This is a genomic window from Cardinium endosymbiont of Dermatophagoides farinae (genome assembly GCF_007559345.1).
GTDB lineage: Bacteria > Bacteroidota > Bacteroidia > Cytophagales > Amoebophilaceae > Cardinium.
In genome coordinates this window covers 1,126,561-1,142,177 of the sequence record NZ_VMBH01000001.1, presented here as the reverse complement: position 1 = coordinate 1,142,177, position 15,617 = coordinate 1,126,561, and the positions used below count along the sequence as shown (strand labels likewise).

Below are 15,617 nucleotides of genomic sequence, written 5' to 3'. Positions count from 1 at the left end.
TATACAACGATACCAATATTTCTTAAATAAATCAAGTTTAACCTACGTTTTTAGCTGTAATAACAGTGATTTGATATGCGTTGCAGCATGTAAGTAGCCGGCTGTTTCAGCAATCTTCATGCGGTATTGTGCCATAGAATCTCGTTCCCGTACGGTAACGGTTTCATCTTCTAGGGTTTGGTAGTCAATGGTAATGCAATAAGGCGTACCGATAAGATCTTGCCTGGTATATCGCTTGCCAATCGATTGTGTCTCTTCATAGATAAGCGGGAAATCATATTTAAGCGCGTTAAACAGCGCTAGTGCTCTTTCGGCTAATCCGTCTTTTTTTACCAGTGGGAAAATGGCTGCTTTAATAGGTGCCAGTGGAGCAGGCAGCTTTAAGTAGGTTCTTTTTGCTGGGTCATCCGTTTTTGTTAAAGCATTATCCAACAACATTAAAACCAATCGGTCAAGCCCTACAGAAGTCTCTATCACATATGGTGTATAATGTTGTTTCAAATCAGGGTCAAAGTATTGTAATTTCTTTTTGGCATAATGTTCATGGCGTTTTAAGTCAAAGTCTGTTCTAGAATGAATCCCTTCCACTTCTTTAGACCCAAATGGAAAGGCATATTCAATGTCAACCGCAGCCGTTGCATAATGTGCCAGTTGCTTGTGCGGATGTATATTGATTTTTTCCTGGTTAATACCTAAGCTGCTATACCAATCTTTACGGGTCTCTTGCCAGTAGTCGAACCATTTTTTTTCTGTGCCAGGTTGAATGAAAAACTGCATTTCCATTTGCTCAAACTCACGCATACGAAAGATAAATTGGCGGGCTATAATTTCATTCCGGAATGCTTTCCCAACTTGGGCGATCCCAAAAGGGAGCTTCATCCGTGCTGTTTTTTGAACATTTAAGAAATTAACAAAAATACCCTGTGCCGTTTCTGGTCGCAAATAAATAGTAGTTCCATCATTTTGTGCACCCATTTGAGTCGAAAACATTAGGTTAAATTGGCGCACAGGGGTCCAATGAGCGGTCTTAGATAGGGGACATACAATAGCAAATCTTTCTAGTAGCTCATCTAGTCCTGGTAGGTTACCAGTCGCTAAACAGCGCTCCATCTCTTCCATTAAAGATTTTGCTTGAGTCGACTTCCCTTGGGCCACCAATTGCATGGCATGCTCCTCTATCAGTAGATCCACACGATACCGCTTTTGGGAGTCTTTATTGTCTACCATTGGATCTGTAAACCCATCTATATGACCAGAAGCCTTCCAAGTAGTAGGGTGCATCATAATGGCCGCATCGATCCCTACAATGTTTTCATGCAGTTGGGTCATGCTTTGCCACCAAAAGTTTTGTAGATTGCGCTTTAGCGCTACGCCATAGGGGCCATAATCATAAATAGACTGTAATCCATCATAAATTTCACTAGATGGATAGATAAACCCATAGGCTTGCGCATGGGCAATCAATCCTTTAAAGGCATGATTGGAGTGGTCTAAAGCAGCATCCGTAGTAGACATGTAGCTATTTGGTTATCTTTACTTTATTTAAAGTTTTAGACCGCTTTTAAAAGCGATTTGTGATCAGCAATTTTTAGGAGAAGCGCAATCGCCAGAATACTCAGATGTATTTGAGGAGCGTAGATAAGCTTCAAAATTGCCATTTAGCAATCGAGTTTTGAAAGAGGTCTATTGTAAAAACCAGGCTTATAAAGCAGACACTTCATAGGCTCTTGTAGCCCCAAAGCTAATAATTTTTTTTAAATTAAGCATAAAGTCCAGGTTATTGCAGCTTAACCAATTTTATTGTGTTGTTGTGGTTGACCGTCAACCTCTATACTTTTTAGCTTATAGCTTTGATACACATAACAAGATTAGAGAAAAAAATCTTTTTTATATCAGATTTACATCTACCCCTTCGGCCCAGTGGTATAGCTACTCCTCCCTGGCTAGAAGATAAGCTATTAGATTGGCTAGACTATATAAAGCCACAAGCACAAGCATTATTTTTATTAGGGGATGTCTTTGATTTTTGGTTTGAGTACAAACACCTTGTGCCTAGGGGGGCCATTCGGTTTCAAGCAAAGCTTTGGGAATTCTCCAAAGCCCAGATACCTGTTTATTTTTTTCTGGGGAACCATGATGGTTGGTCTATAGATTATTTAATGCAGGAATGTGGTGTGCAGTTGTTTAGCGCACCAGCATCCATTACCATTGCTGGTAAGCGGTTTTTAGTTGGGCATGGCGATACCATTCATCCTAGCATGCGTTATGCACTATTCCGCAGGCTATACCATAGCCGTTGGCTCCAATCTTTTGTAAGGTTTTTGCCACCTGATTGGGTCTATAACCAGGTAGCGCACTATCTTGCAAAAAAAAAGTATGCGAAGCCTTCGTTTTTCGAAGAAAATGACCGTATATTTCGCTATTGCAAAGATAAGATAGAGCCTTTTAATCATCACGAATTTTATATATTTGGTCATACGCATTGTCCATATATAAAGGCGTTCAATCATGCAAGCAGTTATTGTAATTTGAGCGCTTGGATCTCACATCATACATATGCTTGTTTTGATGGCACCGCCCTTTCATTGCTTAGATTTTAAGATTATCCTGGTATAGGTTGTATCGTTTGGTAATCTTTTATTAAATTTTTTAATAGGCTTCTTTCGAAGCTCCAGAGAAATCTAATACATCAATTATAGTTACATGGGAATTTGGAATTATTTTCACATAGATATTGCTGTCGATCTAGGAACAGCCAATACTTTAATCATCCACAACGATAAAATTGTTGTAGATGAACCATCTATTATTGCAATAGATCGGAACACGAATAAGATGATTGCAGTGGGGAAAGCTGCGATGCAAATGCATGAAAAAACGCATGATACGATCAGAACCATTAAACCGCTCAGGGATGGTGTCATTGCTGATTACCATGCAGCAGAGTTGATGATTCAAGGTATGATCAAGATGTTGTCTAGAAAAAAGCTATCCCTTTTTACCCCATTTTTTAATAGAATTATCATCTGCATTCCATCTGGCACCACTGATGTAGAAAAGCGAGCTGTTCGGGACTCTGCTGCCCATACAGGTGCCAAAGAAGTCTATATGATTTACGAGCCCATTGCCGCTGCTATAGGTATAGGCGTTAAGATTGGCGAGCCTGTTGGCTGTATGATTGTTGATATTGGTGGGGTACAACAGAGATAGCGGTTATATCTTTATCGGGCATTGCATGTGATCAATCCATTAAAGTAGCAGGCAATGCATTCAATAAAGACATATTAGACTACATGCGCAAGCAGCATAATTTAGTGATTGGCGAGCGTACTGCAGAACAAATTAAAATAGCCGTAGGCGCTGTATGGATGGATTTAGGTGAGCCACCTGCTGATTATGCCGTACATGGCAAAGACCTGATGACCGGTATTCCTAAGATTATATCGGTCAGCTATAGAGAGATAGCCGTTGCTTTAGAGGAATCAGCGCTAAAAATTGACGATGCGGTGCTGAAAGCATTGGAAATGGCACCACCTGAGCTGGCTTCTGATATATACAAAAATGGCATTCACCTAACAGGCGGTGGCGCCCTATTGCGTGGCTTAGATAAACGGCTGCATAATATAACCAAGCTTCCGGTCCATGTTGCAGAGGAACCTTTACAAGCCGTGGTACGCGGTACCGGTACTGCATTAAAAGATATAGAAACCTATCGCAGTGTGCTGATGAATTAGGGGTAGGGGGGACTTGTTAATATCCTCCCTTTCTACAATGGCATCAACTTAATAATTATATTTTACTGATTATCAATTAGATTTGGTCTGCTTTTTTGTAGCTTACGCCTCTTGCGCACTATATCTATTCGTTAAAATAACATTACCAGATTGCTTACCAGCCAAATCATAAGTTGCGTAAGCAGCTACAACTGATTTCCCAGAAAAAGCAATACCGCATGCTATAACTTCTTTTACATAAGGATATTGTAATATTTCGGTATGATAAGCTTGTGCTTGTATTTGATCTAAGGCAAGTTTAGCTGCAGTTTTCAATTCTTCTTCTTTACGTACCTGTTTAAATTCCAATAGCAGCGCTTTTAGACCCTCTTTAGGAATGATTAATACATCATCTTCCCAAGCCACTTTCTCGATTCGAGCGTATATAATGGGTTCTACCTAAACTGGCCAGCATTGCTAAGACAAACCCATGATAAAATCCTTCTGATTTTCTAGAAAATTGTGTGTCAAAACAACTAGCACTTTGCCGTAAAAACAAGCTTAGTTCTTGCACAAAAAGAGGAACGGCGCCAACTACTGAATGTTCCAAAAAAGAATTATAAACACCTTGATCAACAAATTTACTACTCAACCATTCTTTAAAGAATCTATTGTAGAGTCTCCGTATTTCCTGATTGGGAAGCGCAACGATACAATCATATATCACTATCTAAACTTAGGTTACTTGTCTGAAAGGTTAAATAACCAGCAAATAAAAGTAAACTCCATAAAGCCGTTTCGTCCCTATCCAATAGATCAAAAGCAATGTGTTTGTCTACAGGAACAGTTAAAGCTTTGTTTTGCATTAATTGTTCAAATTGCCTTTTAATGCTATCACTAGCTGATAGTAGCAGTTGTTTAATTAAATCATTGTTACCCGTATTTACCCAATAGACATCAAAACGACCTGATCTATTGATACAAGAAATAATAGACCATGGATTATACATAACCAAGTTCCCTACCTTATAACCATTGTACCAATTTCTTACTTCTTCTATAGAAGTAACCAAATCTTTTGCTTTAAATAGAGCGGAAACTTCCGTTTCACTAAAACCAAAATGGGAACTGTATTCTTCATCTAGTAAGGTATAGGTTTCTAGGTTATTTAACCCAGAGAGCATACTGTCCTTAGAAACACGCAATATACCCGTTAATATCCCTTTTTCTAGTGTAGTATTGTCTTTTAAGGCAGTGCTAAATAGGTTACGCATAAATGCGACCATAGCGTTCAAGTATGGCTTATTGCCATAAGCTTTATTGAGTGACGTATCGTATTCATCTATTAGAATATAAGTTTTCCGGCCATGGTGTTGGTAGAGGCATTGACTAAGAAGTTCTAGGGAAGATTTTAATTCTTGTTGATTGGCCTGCTTACCCAGGATAGTATGTAATCGTTCTAATTGTATTTCATTAATTTTACCACTTTTTAACAAATAAGCATATCCACTATAAACTTTTAAGATCAATTCATAAATCGCATTATAAGCCCCCTGAAAATCATCTGCATTGACATCCTTAAAACTGATCATAATGACAGGGTACTTCCCTTGATGTTCCCTAATGTACCTGCCGTTTTCTAGCCTTCCGATTGCTAAATCGTCAAATAACCCTGCTGTAGTAACCCCATTCACTTCTGAAGCAAAAAAGTGTTGCAACATAGACATATTGAGTGTCTTACCCCAACGGCGAGGACGGGTAATTAAGGTAACTTCATCGCCTTTTTCTAGGAAATCAGCAATCATATTTGTCTTATCACAAAACAGGTAATCATTAGATACCAACTTATGAAAGTTACTAACACCAATCGGTAATTTTTTCATGACTAGAAGATGTAAGGTTGATGATGCTTTTTAAAAAGCTTTTTCCAAGTGACCCATTTTTTTGCTTTGGAGTAGTAGTGGCATATGACTCAATGGATCGTTCTAGCTTTCTTGCGCATCACTTTTTAGGAATTGGATAATATCCTGTTTGATGTTCATTACATCGTTATCGTTAGCTAAAAGAATCAAAACTTTCAAAAGTTTATTGTAATCTTCCATCAGCCTCAAATACTTTTTATTTAATGCTTCTAACTTAACAAGATTTGAATCTCTTATAAGGGCATTTGATTCATCAATGAGCCTAGCCACATTGCCTTTAAATTTATAATCAGGGGGCTCAATATGATCTTGTACTTCATTTTTTCGATATATGTCTGGAAAATCATTGGAAAAATCATAGTGTATAATTTTTCCAACCTCTATAATAAACGAGTCTTTTACATCTGCTTCTTTTAGCCTAATGTAAAGTGTATTACGGGCAATACCTAGCTTTTTAGCCAATATTTTCATTCGAAACCCACTCTTCTTAATAGCTGCTTCGACTATTTTTCCTTTATGTTGTTCCATGATTGGAGTATAAATGACTGCGAATAAAACAAAAAAATACCATACTTGCTTTAATATGTTAATATAGCTATTGGCTACATATAACATATGTTACACAAAGATTGTTAAATGTACTAACATAACAAAAATATAACTTATTCAATTAAAGTTATTGCTTTAAGCCAAAATTCAAAACATTACAGTACAAAAAGGTCATTGCTTATTCAACCAATCATAGTAAAAAGCCTGTTACAGAAGGAAATGGGTGGCATTATTTATAAAAGCAACTATAAAAGCCCTCCTTTGGAAGGAAAATTTTACATGAGCATTTTACCCTGCTATAGCGTTTTTAAAATAGGCTATCATCTATTTTAATCTTCTTTTTTTTCATTTTGTAGTAATTCTATAATCTCTTTCTTAATACCTGTTAATTCATTCGTGTTGGCTAGAAGTATTAAAGCCTTCAAAAGCTTATGGTAATCTTCCATAAGTTTCAAATATTTTGTGCTTAACGTTTGTAATTCAGCAAAATATAGGTTTTTGTATCCATAACTATAGTGCGGCAGCTCATTAGATGCACCAGGCTCCCCAGACTTATCTAAATAAAAACGTTCAGGATTGTCTTCAAACTTGGATGCAGCCCTTTCATATACCTCTGGCAAATTCTTAGAAAAATCATAGTGTATGATGTTACTAATATGTATAATGAACGCATCGTCCAAGTCTGCCTCTCTCAATTTAGTATAAAGGGTATTGCGTGCAATACCTAACCTTTTAGCTACCGCTTTCATCTGGTAGCCAGTTTCTTTAATAGCTGCCTCAACTATTTTTCCTTTATGCTTTTCTGTGAGTTGTTCCATGCATGTAATATTAAATAGCTATTAAATATAGAGAAAATACCATTTTTTATCAAAAATGCCAATACAACTGCCCATAAAATGCGCATATGTTGTATCAATATTGTGAAACGTAATTTAAATAAAATACCGTATTTTAATGGAAGTTAGGATTGTTTTGTATTAAAAAAATTCTAAACGTCCAAGTGGACTGTATTGAGTAAATGGATAAATGTGGTTATACTCTTGATACTGTACTAATCTTTCGCTTAATGATTTGCTTAATCTTTATATAAAAAACATACCAATCGGTTGAAGATAATCCTCTACCCTGCTGGGCCTTTACTAAAAAGAAGCAACAAAAAGGAAACAGTATAAAATTAGGAAGCCAAGCACCCATAAAGGTAGAGATGCTACCTTCTGTAGCGAAATCTTTGCCCAGTATAGAAAGAATATACTCCAGCAGTATAAAAAGAAAACTGATACCTACAGATACGCCAAATCCACCCCTTCTGATCATGCAGCCTAAGGGCGCTGCTAGTAAAAACATAATGACACACCGCACGGTTACTGCAAGGCGATGTTTTTTTTCATATAAGGTTTCATTTAATATTTTATGCAATAAGTCTTCGTCACCTTTTTGAGCCATTAAGCTATTTTTTATTTTTCTTATATTCCTCAAGGCGTCTCGAACAACTTGTCTTTGTAAGGTATGGCTATATGGTTGGGCATGACGCTCTGTATTCGAATCAGATTTTCTTTCTATAAGCTGATCTCTAAATAGTATAAAATCAGCCTCTTTGGCTACTTCTTGGGCAGATGATGCCAGTTCTTCCACTGTATCGCCATTCAATTCCACACTAGGCGCTTCTATAGCATTGTAACGAATGGTCTCTTGAGCCAACAACGCTTTGCTACTTTTTTCCTGATTGAGGAGTTCTTGTTGTCTTTCTTGAATCATTTTTTCTAAGTGCGGGCGGGTTCTTGTCCTTGGATCATATGCAAATTTAGCATTTGTGCTACCAAGCTTGAGTGCGTCTAAATTAATCCTTAGCTTTTGACTTGAAAAACTATTTCTATAGAACGATAATTCTTGATTAGACTTAGCCTCACTGCTTTTAGCGGGCAAAGGCTCCATATAATTATGTCCATTGGTAAACTCCATGACCAAATACCCTTCATTCGGTAGCGTATACAACCTACCCTTCTGGGCAATGGTTACAAAAACCTTTCCATGCCTTTTAGTATAATCATAGACAATAATCCCTTCCATATGTTCACTATCGCTAAGTTTTTTATCTACCCGAATACTATATCCTGGTATATTGTTGCAAAAAACACCTTGTTGAATAAACAAATCAGATTTTTTTTGGCAGATATCTTCTACTAAAGAAAATAGTTTAGGCTTGCTATTTGGATGAACATAATCCTGAAAATAAAAGAGGCCACCGCTTAAAAAAAGAATAAAAATAAAAGGCAACCGTAGGGTACGTTGTAGTGAAAGACCTACAGAACGCATAGCCGTTAATTCAAAGCTTTCAGAAAGATTACCAAAAACAATCAAAGAAGTTATTAGAATGGCAATAGGAAAAGCATCACGAAATACGCTGAGAGATAAGTAAAACAACAATTTTGTGTAGATGGCGATCCCCAATTCTTTACCTGCAATATTGCTAAATAGGAGGAAAAAACTTTGTATCACCATTATAAATAATACCAGTGCAAGTAATAGAACAAAAGTTGGTATAAAGGTGCGTAATAGTAGTTTGTCAATTTTTTTGATAGCGATATTGCTCATTTTTATAAATTTGTCCCTAAATTTACCGTAAATATAGGAACAATAGACCGCTTTCGAAAACTTATTTATGTTAAGTAAGTTTTAAGGAAAGTGCAGTTGCCCCCTTATAAAATCGGCAAGATCTATTTTGTGGAGCACAGTTACGATTAAAAATCGCTTCTAAATGCGGTCTAATTTAACTACTATACTAGATAAACGCAATGTACGGCGAGGTAGCTCAGGCGGTTTAGAGCGTCGGATTCATAACCCGAAGGTCGGGGGTTCAATTCCCCTCCTCGCTACATACCTGGCTATCTTTAACGAAGTGTTTTTCCTGCCTGGATGAGACTTGATATTATAACCTGTTGCCCTCAGTTTTTTGAGAGTCCAATTAAACATTTTATCTTTCAAAGAGCGATAAAACAGCAGCTGCTTTCGATTTACATACATAACTTACGTGATTATTCACCATATAAACATGGTAAAATTGATGACACACCTTATGGTGGATCTTCAGGCATGTTGTTAATGGCAGAGCCGATTGCCAATTGCATTAGAGCCCTTCAAAAAGAAAGAAGCTATGATGAAATCATATATCTGGCCCCAGATGGTGAGCTACTGCATCAAGATTTGGTGAATAAATGTTCGCTCAAGAGGCATCTGATCCTATTGTGTGGCCATTATAAAGGCATAGATGAACGCATACGTGAACATTTTATTACCCTAGAAATCAGCATTGGAGATTATGTGCTCTCTGGGGGAGAGTTACCTGCGCTTATCTTGGCAGATGCTATGGCTCGGGTGATACCAGGTGTGATATCGGATGCTTCTTCTGCACTAACAGACTCTTTTCAAGATGGATTGGTAGCGCCACCTGCTTATACACGACCTTATAATTTTGAGGGTAACAAGGTTCCAGATGTATTATGCTCTGGTAACCACAAAGCTATCGAGGAGTGGATGCAACAAGAAACAGTAGCTAGAACGCAAAAAAGAAGACCACATCTGCTCGAAAATGCTGAATAGATACAATAGACCTTCTGGAAAACCTATTTGTGATCAGCAGTTTTTAGAAGAAGCGCAGTCGAGCACCGCAGCATACTAAATGTATTTGAGGAGCATAGACAAGCTTCGACACCAAAATTGCCATTAGAAATAGGTTTTCCAGAAGGTCTAATAGGTTTTAGTTTGTTTGGCGCTCAGGGTCAACCTTGACCTGTTTTTTTGGTCGTGCGCATAAATAGTGTGCAGCTACTATAGCCAGGCAATTGGCTACCATACTAGGAAAAGCACCATTGATAGTTGTAATAGGCTCTATCCATTTATTCCAGCTCCAAATGGCCAATATACCTGTAACCATACCGATCAAAATCGTTCGGGAAGTACCGCGAAAACCTAAAACAGCTAAAATAAAGGGCGCTGTGGCCACAGGTATAAAACAATCAAAATATAATTTACACAACTCCATTAAATCATCACAGTAGGAACTAAGTAATATAGCAACCAGGCCCATCAGTAAGGCTGTTAACTTAGCGAGCCGAATCTGATAGCGATAAAGGATCCCTTTCTGACCCATCAGACCTTCTATTATATCATGACTAAACATAACAGAAGCGGTATTTAAGTAAATATCAGCTACAGAGATCGCTACAGCAAGTAGACTAATCGCCACAAAGCCTTTTAAAGCAGGTGGCATATCTGTTAGGATATAGCTCCAAATTTCTGTTAAAGGCAACTGGGGAGCAGCCGCAAGGACAATCACACCAAATAATAAAATAAAAAACTTGATAATCACTCCAAAAATACCAGTATAGAAGAAGACCGTGCGCGCTTGGAAGTGATCAGAAGACATATACACTTTCTGTATAATCAAGGGCTGTATACAGGAGACCAAATTAGCTAGAAATAATGATAGGATTGCTGGTGGGTTAAAGTCTGAGTGGCATAGGCTACTGAAATGAATTTTTTCTTGACTGGTAAATAATCTACGAAAGAGTTCCAGTAGGGATTGATCAATACGCATAGATATCCAACAAGACAAAATCAAAGGAGTGATTAAAAAAGCAGCTAGCTGCGCAATATTTGTTAGGCTAAAAACACGCATTCGGCCAACGACGGTATAGGATGCAAGGAGTAAAATGGTTAAAAAAGTAATTATATTTGGGTGCACCCAATCTAAACAGATGCTAATGGCTAAAGAGATGATATTCATTTGAATGGCAATAACCACAATGGAGCAACAAATATTGGATAGCGATATAATGAGCATTGGATACCTACCATACATGCTTCCTATTGTCTCGGACATAGATAGGTTATCCATAAACGGAGCCATGCGTAGCGCTAAGCAACTAATGATCCAGAAAGGCATGCAACTGCTTAAAAACTCGAAAATGATCCAAGGGAGCCCAAGGTTATGCACTTGCTGTATCGTACGTACTATTAATCCACTTTCCAAGAAAGTAAATAATATAATATAGACCAAAAGCGGCGTATCATGCCGCTTAGTGCTTACAACATAGTCGCGAAATGTAGTGGGGGTGATGGAAAAATAAGATATAAAAAGCCATTCAAGTAATAAAAAGGTCACTACCATCAAAAGTGGTATATACAAGGATGTCATGGATAGATGCATAAAATAAAAAGCAAATTCTAGCTGTAGCAAAGGCCATGCTAGCTATTTTAAATGATAAAAACAAATATATTTAACGTGGCATTTTTAGGGTCTTTCGGGTCTTTGTGTAAGGTTGTATAAATTGCCAGCAGTTTATTCAAACGCTACTTCAAATTTCATGATAAAATGTGCCATAGCGTTATGCCAAATTGTTTTAAACCATCTACCCTATAACGCCAGCCATGCTACATAAACTTGACCAAGCATTATTTCTTGTATTAAATAAATGGAACCATCCAGCTATGGATCTTTTTTTTACACTGAAAACCAGTACTTTTTTTTGGGCGCCGCTCTATATCTTGCTGCTATTTTTTATTAGAAAAGCATTGGCCTGGAAGGGTGTTATGCTTTTTATCTTAACGATTGTGATCTCAGATCAATGTTCCGCTACATGGCTTAAACCACTTTTTGCAAGATATCGACCTTGTTATGCTATGGATGAGATCCATCTTGTAGGTACTTATAAAGGAATATATGGTTTCCCATCCGCTCATGCGAGCAATACCTATGCTTTTGCAATGCTTTTTTGGCGAATTTTTAAGGCTAAATACAAATTCAGCGGCTTGTTTTTTATGTGGGCTACTATTGTTTCGTATGGCCGCATATATGGCGGGGTACACTACCCATTAGATGTCTTTTCAGGTGCTATACTGGGGTGCTGTATAGGGCTATTAATGGATCAAGCTTACCAAAAAATTAGATCCCATAACAATACAAGCTAAAGTCATTTTTAATCGTATATAGCAAGTACGCACTAATTTCCTTTAGTAGGAAGCAGCTCATCTGCTGCAATACTTGTACGCATTTGGGTATCTGCTTTTATATTTTGCATGCGATAATGGTCCATCACACCCAACTGGCCATTTCTTAAAGCAAATGCCAAAGCCTGTGGTACTTCTGCTTCAGCTAAAATAACCTTAGCTCTTGCCTCTTCGGATTTAGCCTTCATTTCTTGCTCCAATGCAACCGCCATAGCACGTTTTTCCTCTGCTTTAGCATCTGCTACACGTAAGTCAGCATTGGCTTGGTCAATTTGAAGTTTGGCACCAATATTGTCGCCTACATTGACGTCAGCAATATCAATGGAAAGTATCTGGAAAGCAGTGCCTGCATCCAAGCCTCTATTCAATACCAATTGTGAAATTTTATCAGGATTGGCCAATACTTCTTTGTGGCTCGCAGAAGAACCAATAGAGGTAACAATTCCCTCCCCTACACGGGCCAAAATGGTTTCTTCGCCAGCACCGCCTACCAATTGCTGAATATTGGCCCTAACGGTAACCCTTGCTTGGGCAATAAGCTGAATCCCATCCATGGCCACAGCGGCCACAGAAGGCGTGTTGATTACCTTGGGATTTACAGAAATTTGCACTGCCTCAAATATATTTCTACCCGCTAAGTCAATAGCTGTAGCTTGCTTAAAAGAAAGGCTAATATTGGCTTTATCTGCAGAAATAAGTGCTTTAATAACAGATGGCACATGACCACCGGCCAAATAATGGGTTTCAACCTCCATAAGGGTCAGCTTAAGACCAGCTTTCGTGGCTACTATAAGCCCATCTACAATAATACCAGGCGGAACCTTACGAATACGCATAAAAACCAACTCAAACAAGCCAACCTTCACGCCGGAAAAACGAGCGGTAATCCAAAGGCCAACTGGGAAAAAATAAAAAAACAGAAAACATCCAGCGATCAGCAAAAGATAGCAATAGAGTTGTGAAACGACCATAATAATAGAATAAAAGATGGCAAACAAATTAAAAATTACCCCGCTGAGTAGACTCCTTACGCCTAAAGCTTAAATTTAGACCGACACTCGGGTGAAAGTAAAGCGCTTAAGTCTAATTCTTTGTTGTGAATCATCAAAATGTTTAACCACTAAAACTTATTTTATAATAATAATAAGGTTACAAGCCTATCTCTAGTGGAGCGCAAAACCATTTTTCCTATGGCTGTCCCTAGCTAAATCAACACATCTACTTCAACCAAGTTGTTCACATAAGGTGCAGGTATTGAAATCAAATTATATATTTGATTTTCAATTAAATAAATTTATTTAAATTGGGTAAATCGCATGAGAAGTTATGCATAGTATTGAACCTTTGGTTGCATTTAGCTAAGTTTGTTGTATACATCAGTGTATGGCCTTAAATTGTATGCCACTTACCAACCAGTAAAACGAAAAAATCAGATGAGCAACCATACTTATGCAGATGAACCTCTTTTGCAAGAGAATAAAAATAGATTTGTTTTGTTTCCGATTGAACATCACGATATTTGGAGCTTTTACAAGCAAGCAGAGGCGAGTTTTTGGACCGCAGAAGAGATTGATCTTAGTCAAGATATAAAGGACTGGGAAAACTTAACATCTGATGAAAAACACTTTATTACCCATGTGCTTGCTTTTTTTGCCGCTAGCGATGGTATTGTGAATGAAAATTTGGTTCAAAACTTTGCCAATGAAGTGCAATATACAGAGGCTAAGTTTTTCTATGGATTCCAGATTGCTATTGAAAATATCCATTCTGAAGCCTATTCTTTACTGATCGATACCTATGTCAAAGATCCCAAAGAGCGCCATAGGTTATTTAACGCCATAGAAACCATTGAGTGGGTAGGCAAAAAAGCAGATTGGGCGCTGCGCTGGATTAGTAAAGGTTCCTTTGCAGAGCGGTTGATTGCTTTTGCAGCAGTAGAAGGGATTTTCTTTTCTGGTAGCTTCTGTGCCATTTTTTGGCTTAAGAAAAGGGGATTAATGCCGGGATTAACCTTTTCTAATGAGCTTATTTCCAGGGATGAAGGATTGCATTGTGATTTTGCCTGTTTGCTGTATAACCAGCATATCAAAAATAAGCTCCCAGAGGAACGGGTTGCCCAAATTATAGCGGATGCAGTAACGATTGAAAGTGAGTTTGTATCGGATGCATTGCCGGTTAAGCTGATTGGCATGAATGCAACGTTGATGACCCAATATATTCAGTTTGTTGCCGATAGGTTGCTATTGGAACTAGGATGCAAAAAAATCTATCATGTAACCAACCCATTTGATTTTATGGAAATGATTGCCTTACAGGGTAAAACAAATTTCTTTGAAAAAAGAGTAGGTGAATACCAAAAATCAGGGGTCATGAGCAGCATCGCTCATGATAAAGACAAAGCACGATTCAAGCTAGATGAGGAGTTTTAGTTGGTATTGATTTGAACCGCTGAGACCTAATAGTGTGGGTTATGCAAAAAAAAGAAACTGCATGGCACTAAAGTTGCTCAAGCTTTAGCAGCTATCTTTTCGCATTGCAGCTTTTTACAGGGGGGCCTTTTTTCTTGTTCCAGTATTTAGTAGACCTTCTGCAAAACCTATTTGTGATCAGCAGTTTTTAGGAGAAGCGCAGTCGAGCACCGCAGCATACTAAATGTATTTGAGGAGCATAGACCACAAAATTGTCATTTAGCAATAGATTTTGCAGAAGATCTTGTGACACATTTCCAGAATCAACACTGTTATGCATGCAATCAAAAACGTGGTTTCTAAATCAATCGTGTTAAATAAAGATGTAATGATCAAACAGTTAGATAGCTCCCATACAGAAGCACTATTCTCTTTAACAGAGGCAAATAGATCATACTTAAAAAAATGGTTGCCTTGGGTTGACTTATGCATTAGTCAAAGTGACACGTTAGATTTTATTACTATTGCCAATGAAGCGTTATGCAACAATAGCAGACTGGTGTTTGGTATATTTTTCAAAGAAAAAATTGCTGGAATGATCAGCTTTAATACGATTGATTTATCAAATGGTACAGCTGAAATTGGTTATTGGATAGGGGAAGCATTTCAAGGGCTAGGCCTAGTTACATTGGCTTGTGCCAAGCTTGTTGATATTGGTTTCAAACAATTAGGCTTACAAGATATTGCTATTAAATGTGCCACACACAACACCAAGAGCCAAAACATACCTATGCGTTTAGGGTTTAAAAAAGGGGAGCATGTGCTAAAAAACGAAAATGTTCACGGAATGTATATGGATCTTATTGAATATACCATTCAGCGTGATCAATACCTATGATTCGATCAATAACAGATCTCTTTTGCAACCTATTTGTGATCAGCAAGTTTTAGAAGCAGCGCAGCTGCCAGCATACTCGATCGATTGGAGGCGCATAGGCAGACTTTGACAATGAGGCTGG

At 37.8% G+C, this 15,617-nt stretch carries 15 protein-coding genes, 1 tRNA gene and 1 pseudogene; 8 read left to right on the top strand and 9 right to left on the bottom strand.

Annotation, left to right across the window (positions count from 1 at the left end):
• Nucleotides 1-42: 42 nt before the first annotated feature.
• Entirely contained in the window at nt 43-1,515 is a 1,473-nt protein-coding gene (locus tag FPG78_RS05355; RefSeq protein WP_144086955.1) for a glycine--tRNA ligase, read from the bottom strand.
• A gap of 335 nt (nt 1,516-1,850) precedes the next feature.
• On the opposite strand from FPG78_RS05355, the gene FPG78_RS05350 reads away from it, so the two are divergent.
• Nucleotides 1,851-2,600 carry a UDP-2,3-diacylglucosamine diphosphatase gene (locus FPG78_RS05350; RefSeq protein ID WP_186292483.1) on the top strand — a complete coding sequence of 250 codons (750 nt, stop codon included), beginning with the start codon at nt 1,851-1,853 and terminating at the stop codon, nt 2,598-2,600.
• Between the two features lie 103 nt (nt 2,601-2,703).
• Nucleotides 2,704-3,734 (top strand): annotated as a pseudogene (mreB, locus tag FPG78_RS05345) (rod shape-determining protein MreB).
• Nucleotides 3,735-3,836: 102 nt separating this feature from the next.
• Here mreB and FPG78_RS05340 read toward each other — a convergent pair.
• From FPG78_RS05340 to FPG78_RS05315, 6 genes are all read right to left on the bottom strand, one after another.
• Entirely contained in the window at nt 3,837-4,139 is a 303-nt protein-coding gene (locus FPG78_RS05340; protein ID WP_186292482.1) for a PD-(D/E)XK nuclease domain-containing protein, read from the bottom strand.
• Nucleotides 4,123-4,440 (bottom strand): hypothetical protein, encoded by a 318-nt coding sequence (locus tag FPG78_RS05335; protein ID WP_144086952.1) that lies wholly within the window; start codon nt 4,438-4,440, stop codon nt 4,123-4,125. Before FPG78_RS05335 ends, FPG78_RS05340 begins: the two co-directional genes overlap by 17 nt.
• Complete coding sequence (locus FPG78_RS05330) at nt 4,430-5,596, bottom strand: AAA family ATPase (RefSeq protein WP_144086951.1); 1,167 nt, start codon at nt 5,594-5,596, stop codon at nt 4,430-4,432. Before FPG78_RS05330 ends, FPG78_RS05335 begins: the two co-directional genes overlap by 11 nt.
• 102 nt (nt 5,597-5,698) lie before the next feature.
• Nucleotides 5,699-6,163, bottom strand: a complete 465-nt coding sequence (locus tag FPG78_RS05325) for a helix-turn-helix domain-containing protein (RefSeq protein WP_186292481.1) — start codon at nt 6,161-6,163, stop codon at nt 5,699-5,701.
• A gap of 350 nt (nt 6,164-6,513) precedes the next feature.
• Entirely contained in the window at nt 6,514-7,002 is a 489-nt protein-coding gene (locus FPG78_RS05320; RefSeq protein ID WP_144086949.1) for a helix-turn-helix domain-containing protein, read from the bottom strand.
• A 214-nt stretch (nt 7,003-7,216) separates the two neighbouring features.
• The gene (locus FPG78_RS05315) at nt 7,217-8,776 is read right to left on the bottom strand and encodes an LptF/LptG family permease (RefSeq protein ID WP_144086948.1); all 1,560 of its coding nucleotides are present in this window, start codon (nt 8,774-8,776) and stop codon (nt 7,217-7,219) included.
• Nucleotides 8,777-8,982: 206 nt separating this feature from the next.
• Here FPG78_RS05315 and FPG78_RS05310 point away from each other — a divergent pair.
• Together FPG78_RS05310 and trmD are read left to right on the top strand one after the other, a co-directional pair.
• A tRNA-Met gene (locus FPG78_RS05310) sits at nt 8,983-9,057 on the top strand.
• Nucleotides 9,058-9,097: 40 nt separating this feature from the next.
• Nucleotides 9,098-9,781: a tRNA (guanosine(37)-N1)-methyltransferase TrmD gene (gene trmD, locus FPG78_RS05305; protein WP_144086947.1), complete on the top strand. Its 684-nt coding sequence runs from the start codon at nt 9,098-9,100 to the stop codon at nt 9,779-9,781.
• A 157-nt stretch (nt 9,782-9,938) separates the two neighbouring features.
• Here the strand turns inward: trmD and FPG78_RS05300 are convergent, their stop codons facing one another.
• Entirely contained in the window at nt 9,939-11,378 is a 1,440-nt protein-coding gene (locus tag FPG78_RS05300; protein ID WP_144086946.1) for a sodium:solute symporter family protein, read from the bottom strand.
• Between the two features lie 233 nt (nt 11,379-11,611).
• Between FPG78_RS05300 and FPG78_RS05295 the strand changes: the two genes are divergently transcribed.
• Nucleotides 11,612-12,151 (top strand): phosphatase PAP2 family protein, encoded by a 540-nt coding sequence (locus FPG78_RS05295; RefSeq protein WP_144086945.1) that lies wholly within the window; start codon nt 11,612-11,614, stop codon nt 12,149-12,151.
• A gap of 32 nt (nt 12,152-12,183) precedes the next feature.
• Here the strand turns inward: FPG78_RS05295 and floA are convergent, their stop codons facing one another.
• A complete protein-coding gene (gene floA, locus FPG78_RS05290; RefSeq protein ID WP_144086944.1) occupies nt 12,184-13,161 on the bottom strand; it encodes a flotillin-like protein FloA in 978 nt (325 codons plus the stop codon).
• A 462-nt stretch (nt 13,162-13,623) separates the two neighbouring features.
• Here floA and FPG78_RS05285 point away from each other — a divergent pair, with 462 nt between their 5' ends.
• From FPG78_RS05285 to FPG78_RS08180, 3 genes are all read left to right on the top strand, one after another.
• Complete coding sequence (locus tag FPG78_RS05285; protein ID WP_144086943.1) at nt 13,624-14,619, top strand: ribonucleoside-diphosphate reductase small subunit; 996 nt, start codon at nt 13,624-13,626, stop codon at nt 14,617-14,619.
• Nucleotides 14,620-14,932: 313 nt separating this feature from the next.
• The gene (locus FPG78_RS05280) at nt 14,933-15,496 is read left to right on the top strand and encodes a GNAT family N-acetyltransferase (RefSeq protein WP_144086942.1); all 564 of its coding nucleotides are present in this window, start codon (nt 14,933-14,935) and stop codon (nt 15,494-15,496) included.
• The gene (locus FPG78_RS08180; protein WP_255431765.1) at nt 15,480-15,605 is read left to right on the top strand and encodes a hypothetical protein; all 126 of its coding nucleotides are present in this window, start codon (nt 15,480-15,482) and stop codon (nt 15,603-15,605) included. The genes FPG78_RS05280 and FPG78_RS08180 overlap by 17 nt, the downstream gene beginning before the upstream one ends.
• The last annotated feature ends 12 nt before the right edge of the window (nt 15,606-15,617 follow it).

Coding starts and splice junctions, on each gene's coding strand:
- FPG78_RS05355 (WP_144086955.1), bottom strand. CDS start 1,515: ATGTCTACTACGGATGCTGCTTTAGACCACTCCAATCATGCCTTTAAA.
- FPG78_RS05330 (WP_144086951.1), bottom strand. CDS start 5,596: ATGAAAAAATTACCGATTGGTGTTAGTAACTTTCATAAGTTGGTATCT.
- FPG78_RS05325 (WP_186292481.1), bottom strand. CDS start 6,163: ATGGAACAACATAAAGGAAAAATAGTCGAAGCAGCTATTAAGAAGAGT.
- FPG78_RS05320 (WP_144086949.1), bottom strand. CDS start 7,002: ATGGAACAACTCACAGAAAAGCATAAAGGAAAAATAGTTGAGGCAGCT.
- FPG78_RS05315 (WP_144086948.1), bottom strand. CDS start 8,776: ATGAGCAATATCGCTATCAAAAAAATTGACAAACTACTATTACGCACC.
- trmD (WP_144086947.1), top strand. CDS start 9,098: ATGAGACTTGATATTATAACCTGTTGCCCTCAGTTTTTTGAGAGTCCA.
- FPG78_RS05300 (WP_144086946.1), bottom strand. CDS start 11,378: ATGACATCCTTGTATATACCACTTTTGATGGTAGTGACCTTTTTATTA.
- FPG78_RS05295 (WP_144086945.1), top strand. CDS start 11,612: ATGCTACATAAACTTGACCAAGCATTATTTCTTGTATTAAATAAATGG.
- floA (WP_144086944.1), bottom strand. CDS start 13,161: ATGGTCGTTTCACAACTCTATTGCTATCTTTTGCTGATCGCTGGATGT.
- FPG78_RS05285 (WP_144086943.1), top strand. CDS start 13,624: ATGAGCAACCATACTTATGCAGATGAACCTCTTTTGCAAGAGAATAAA.
- FPG78_RS05280 (WP_144086942.1), top strand. CDS start 14,933: ATGCATGCAATCAAAAACGTGGTTTCTAAATCAATCGTGTTAAATAAA.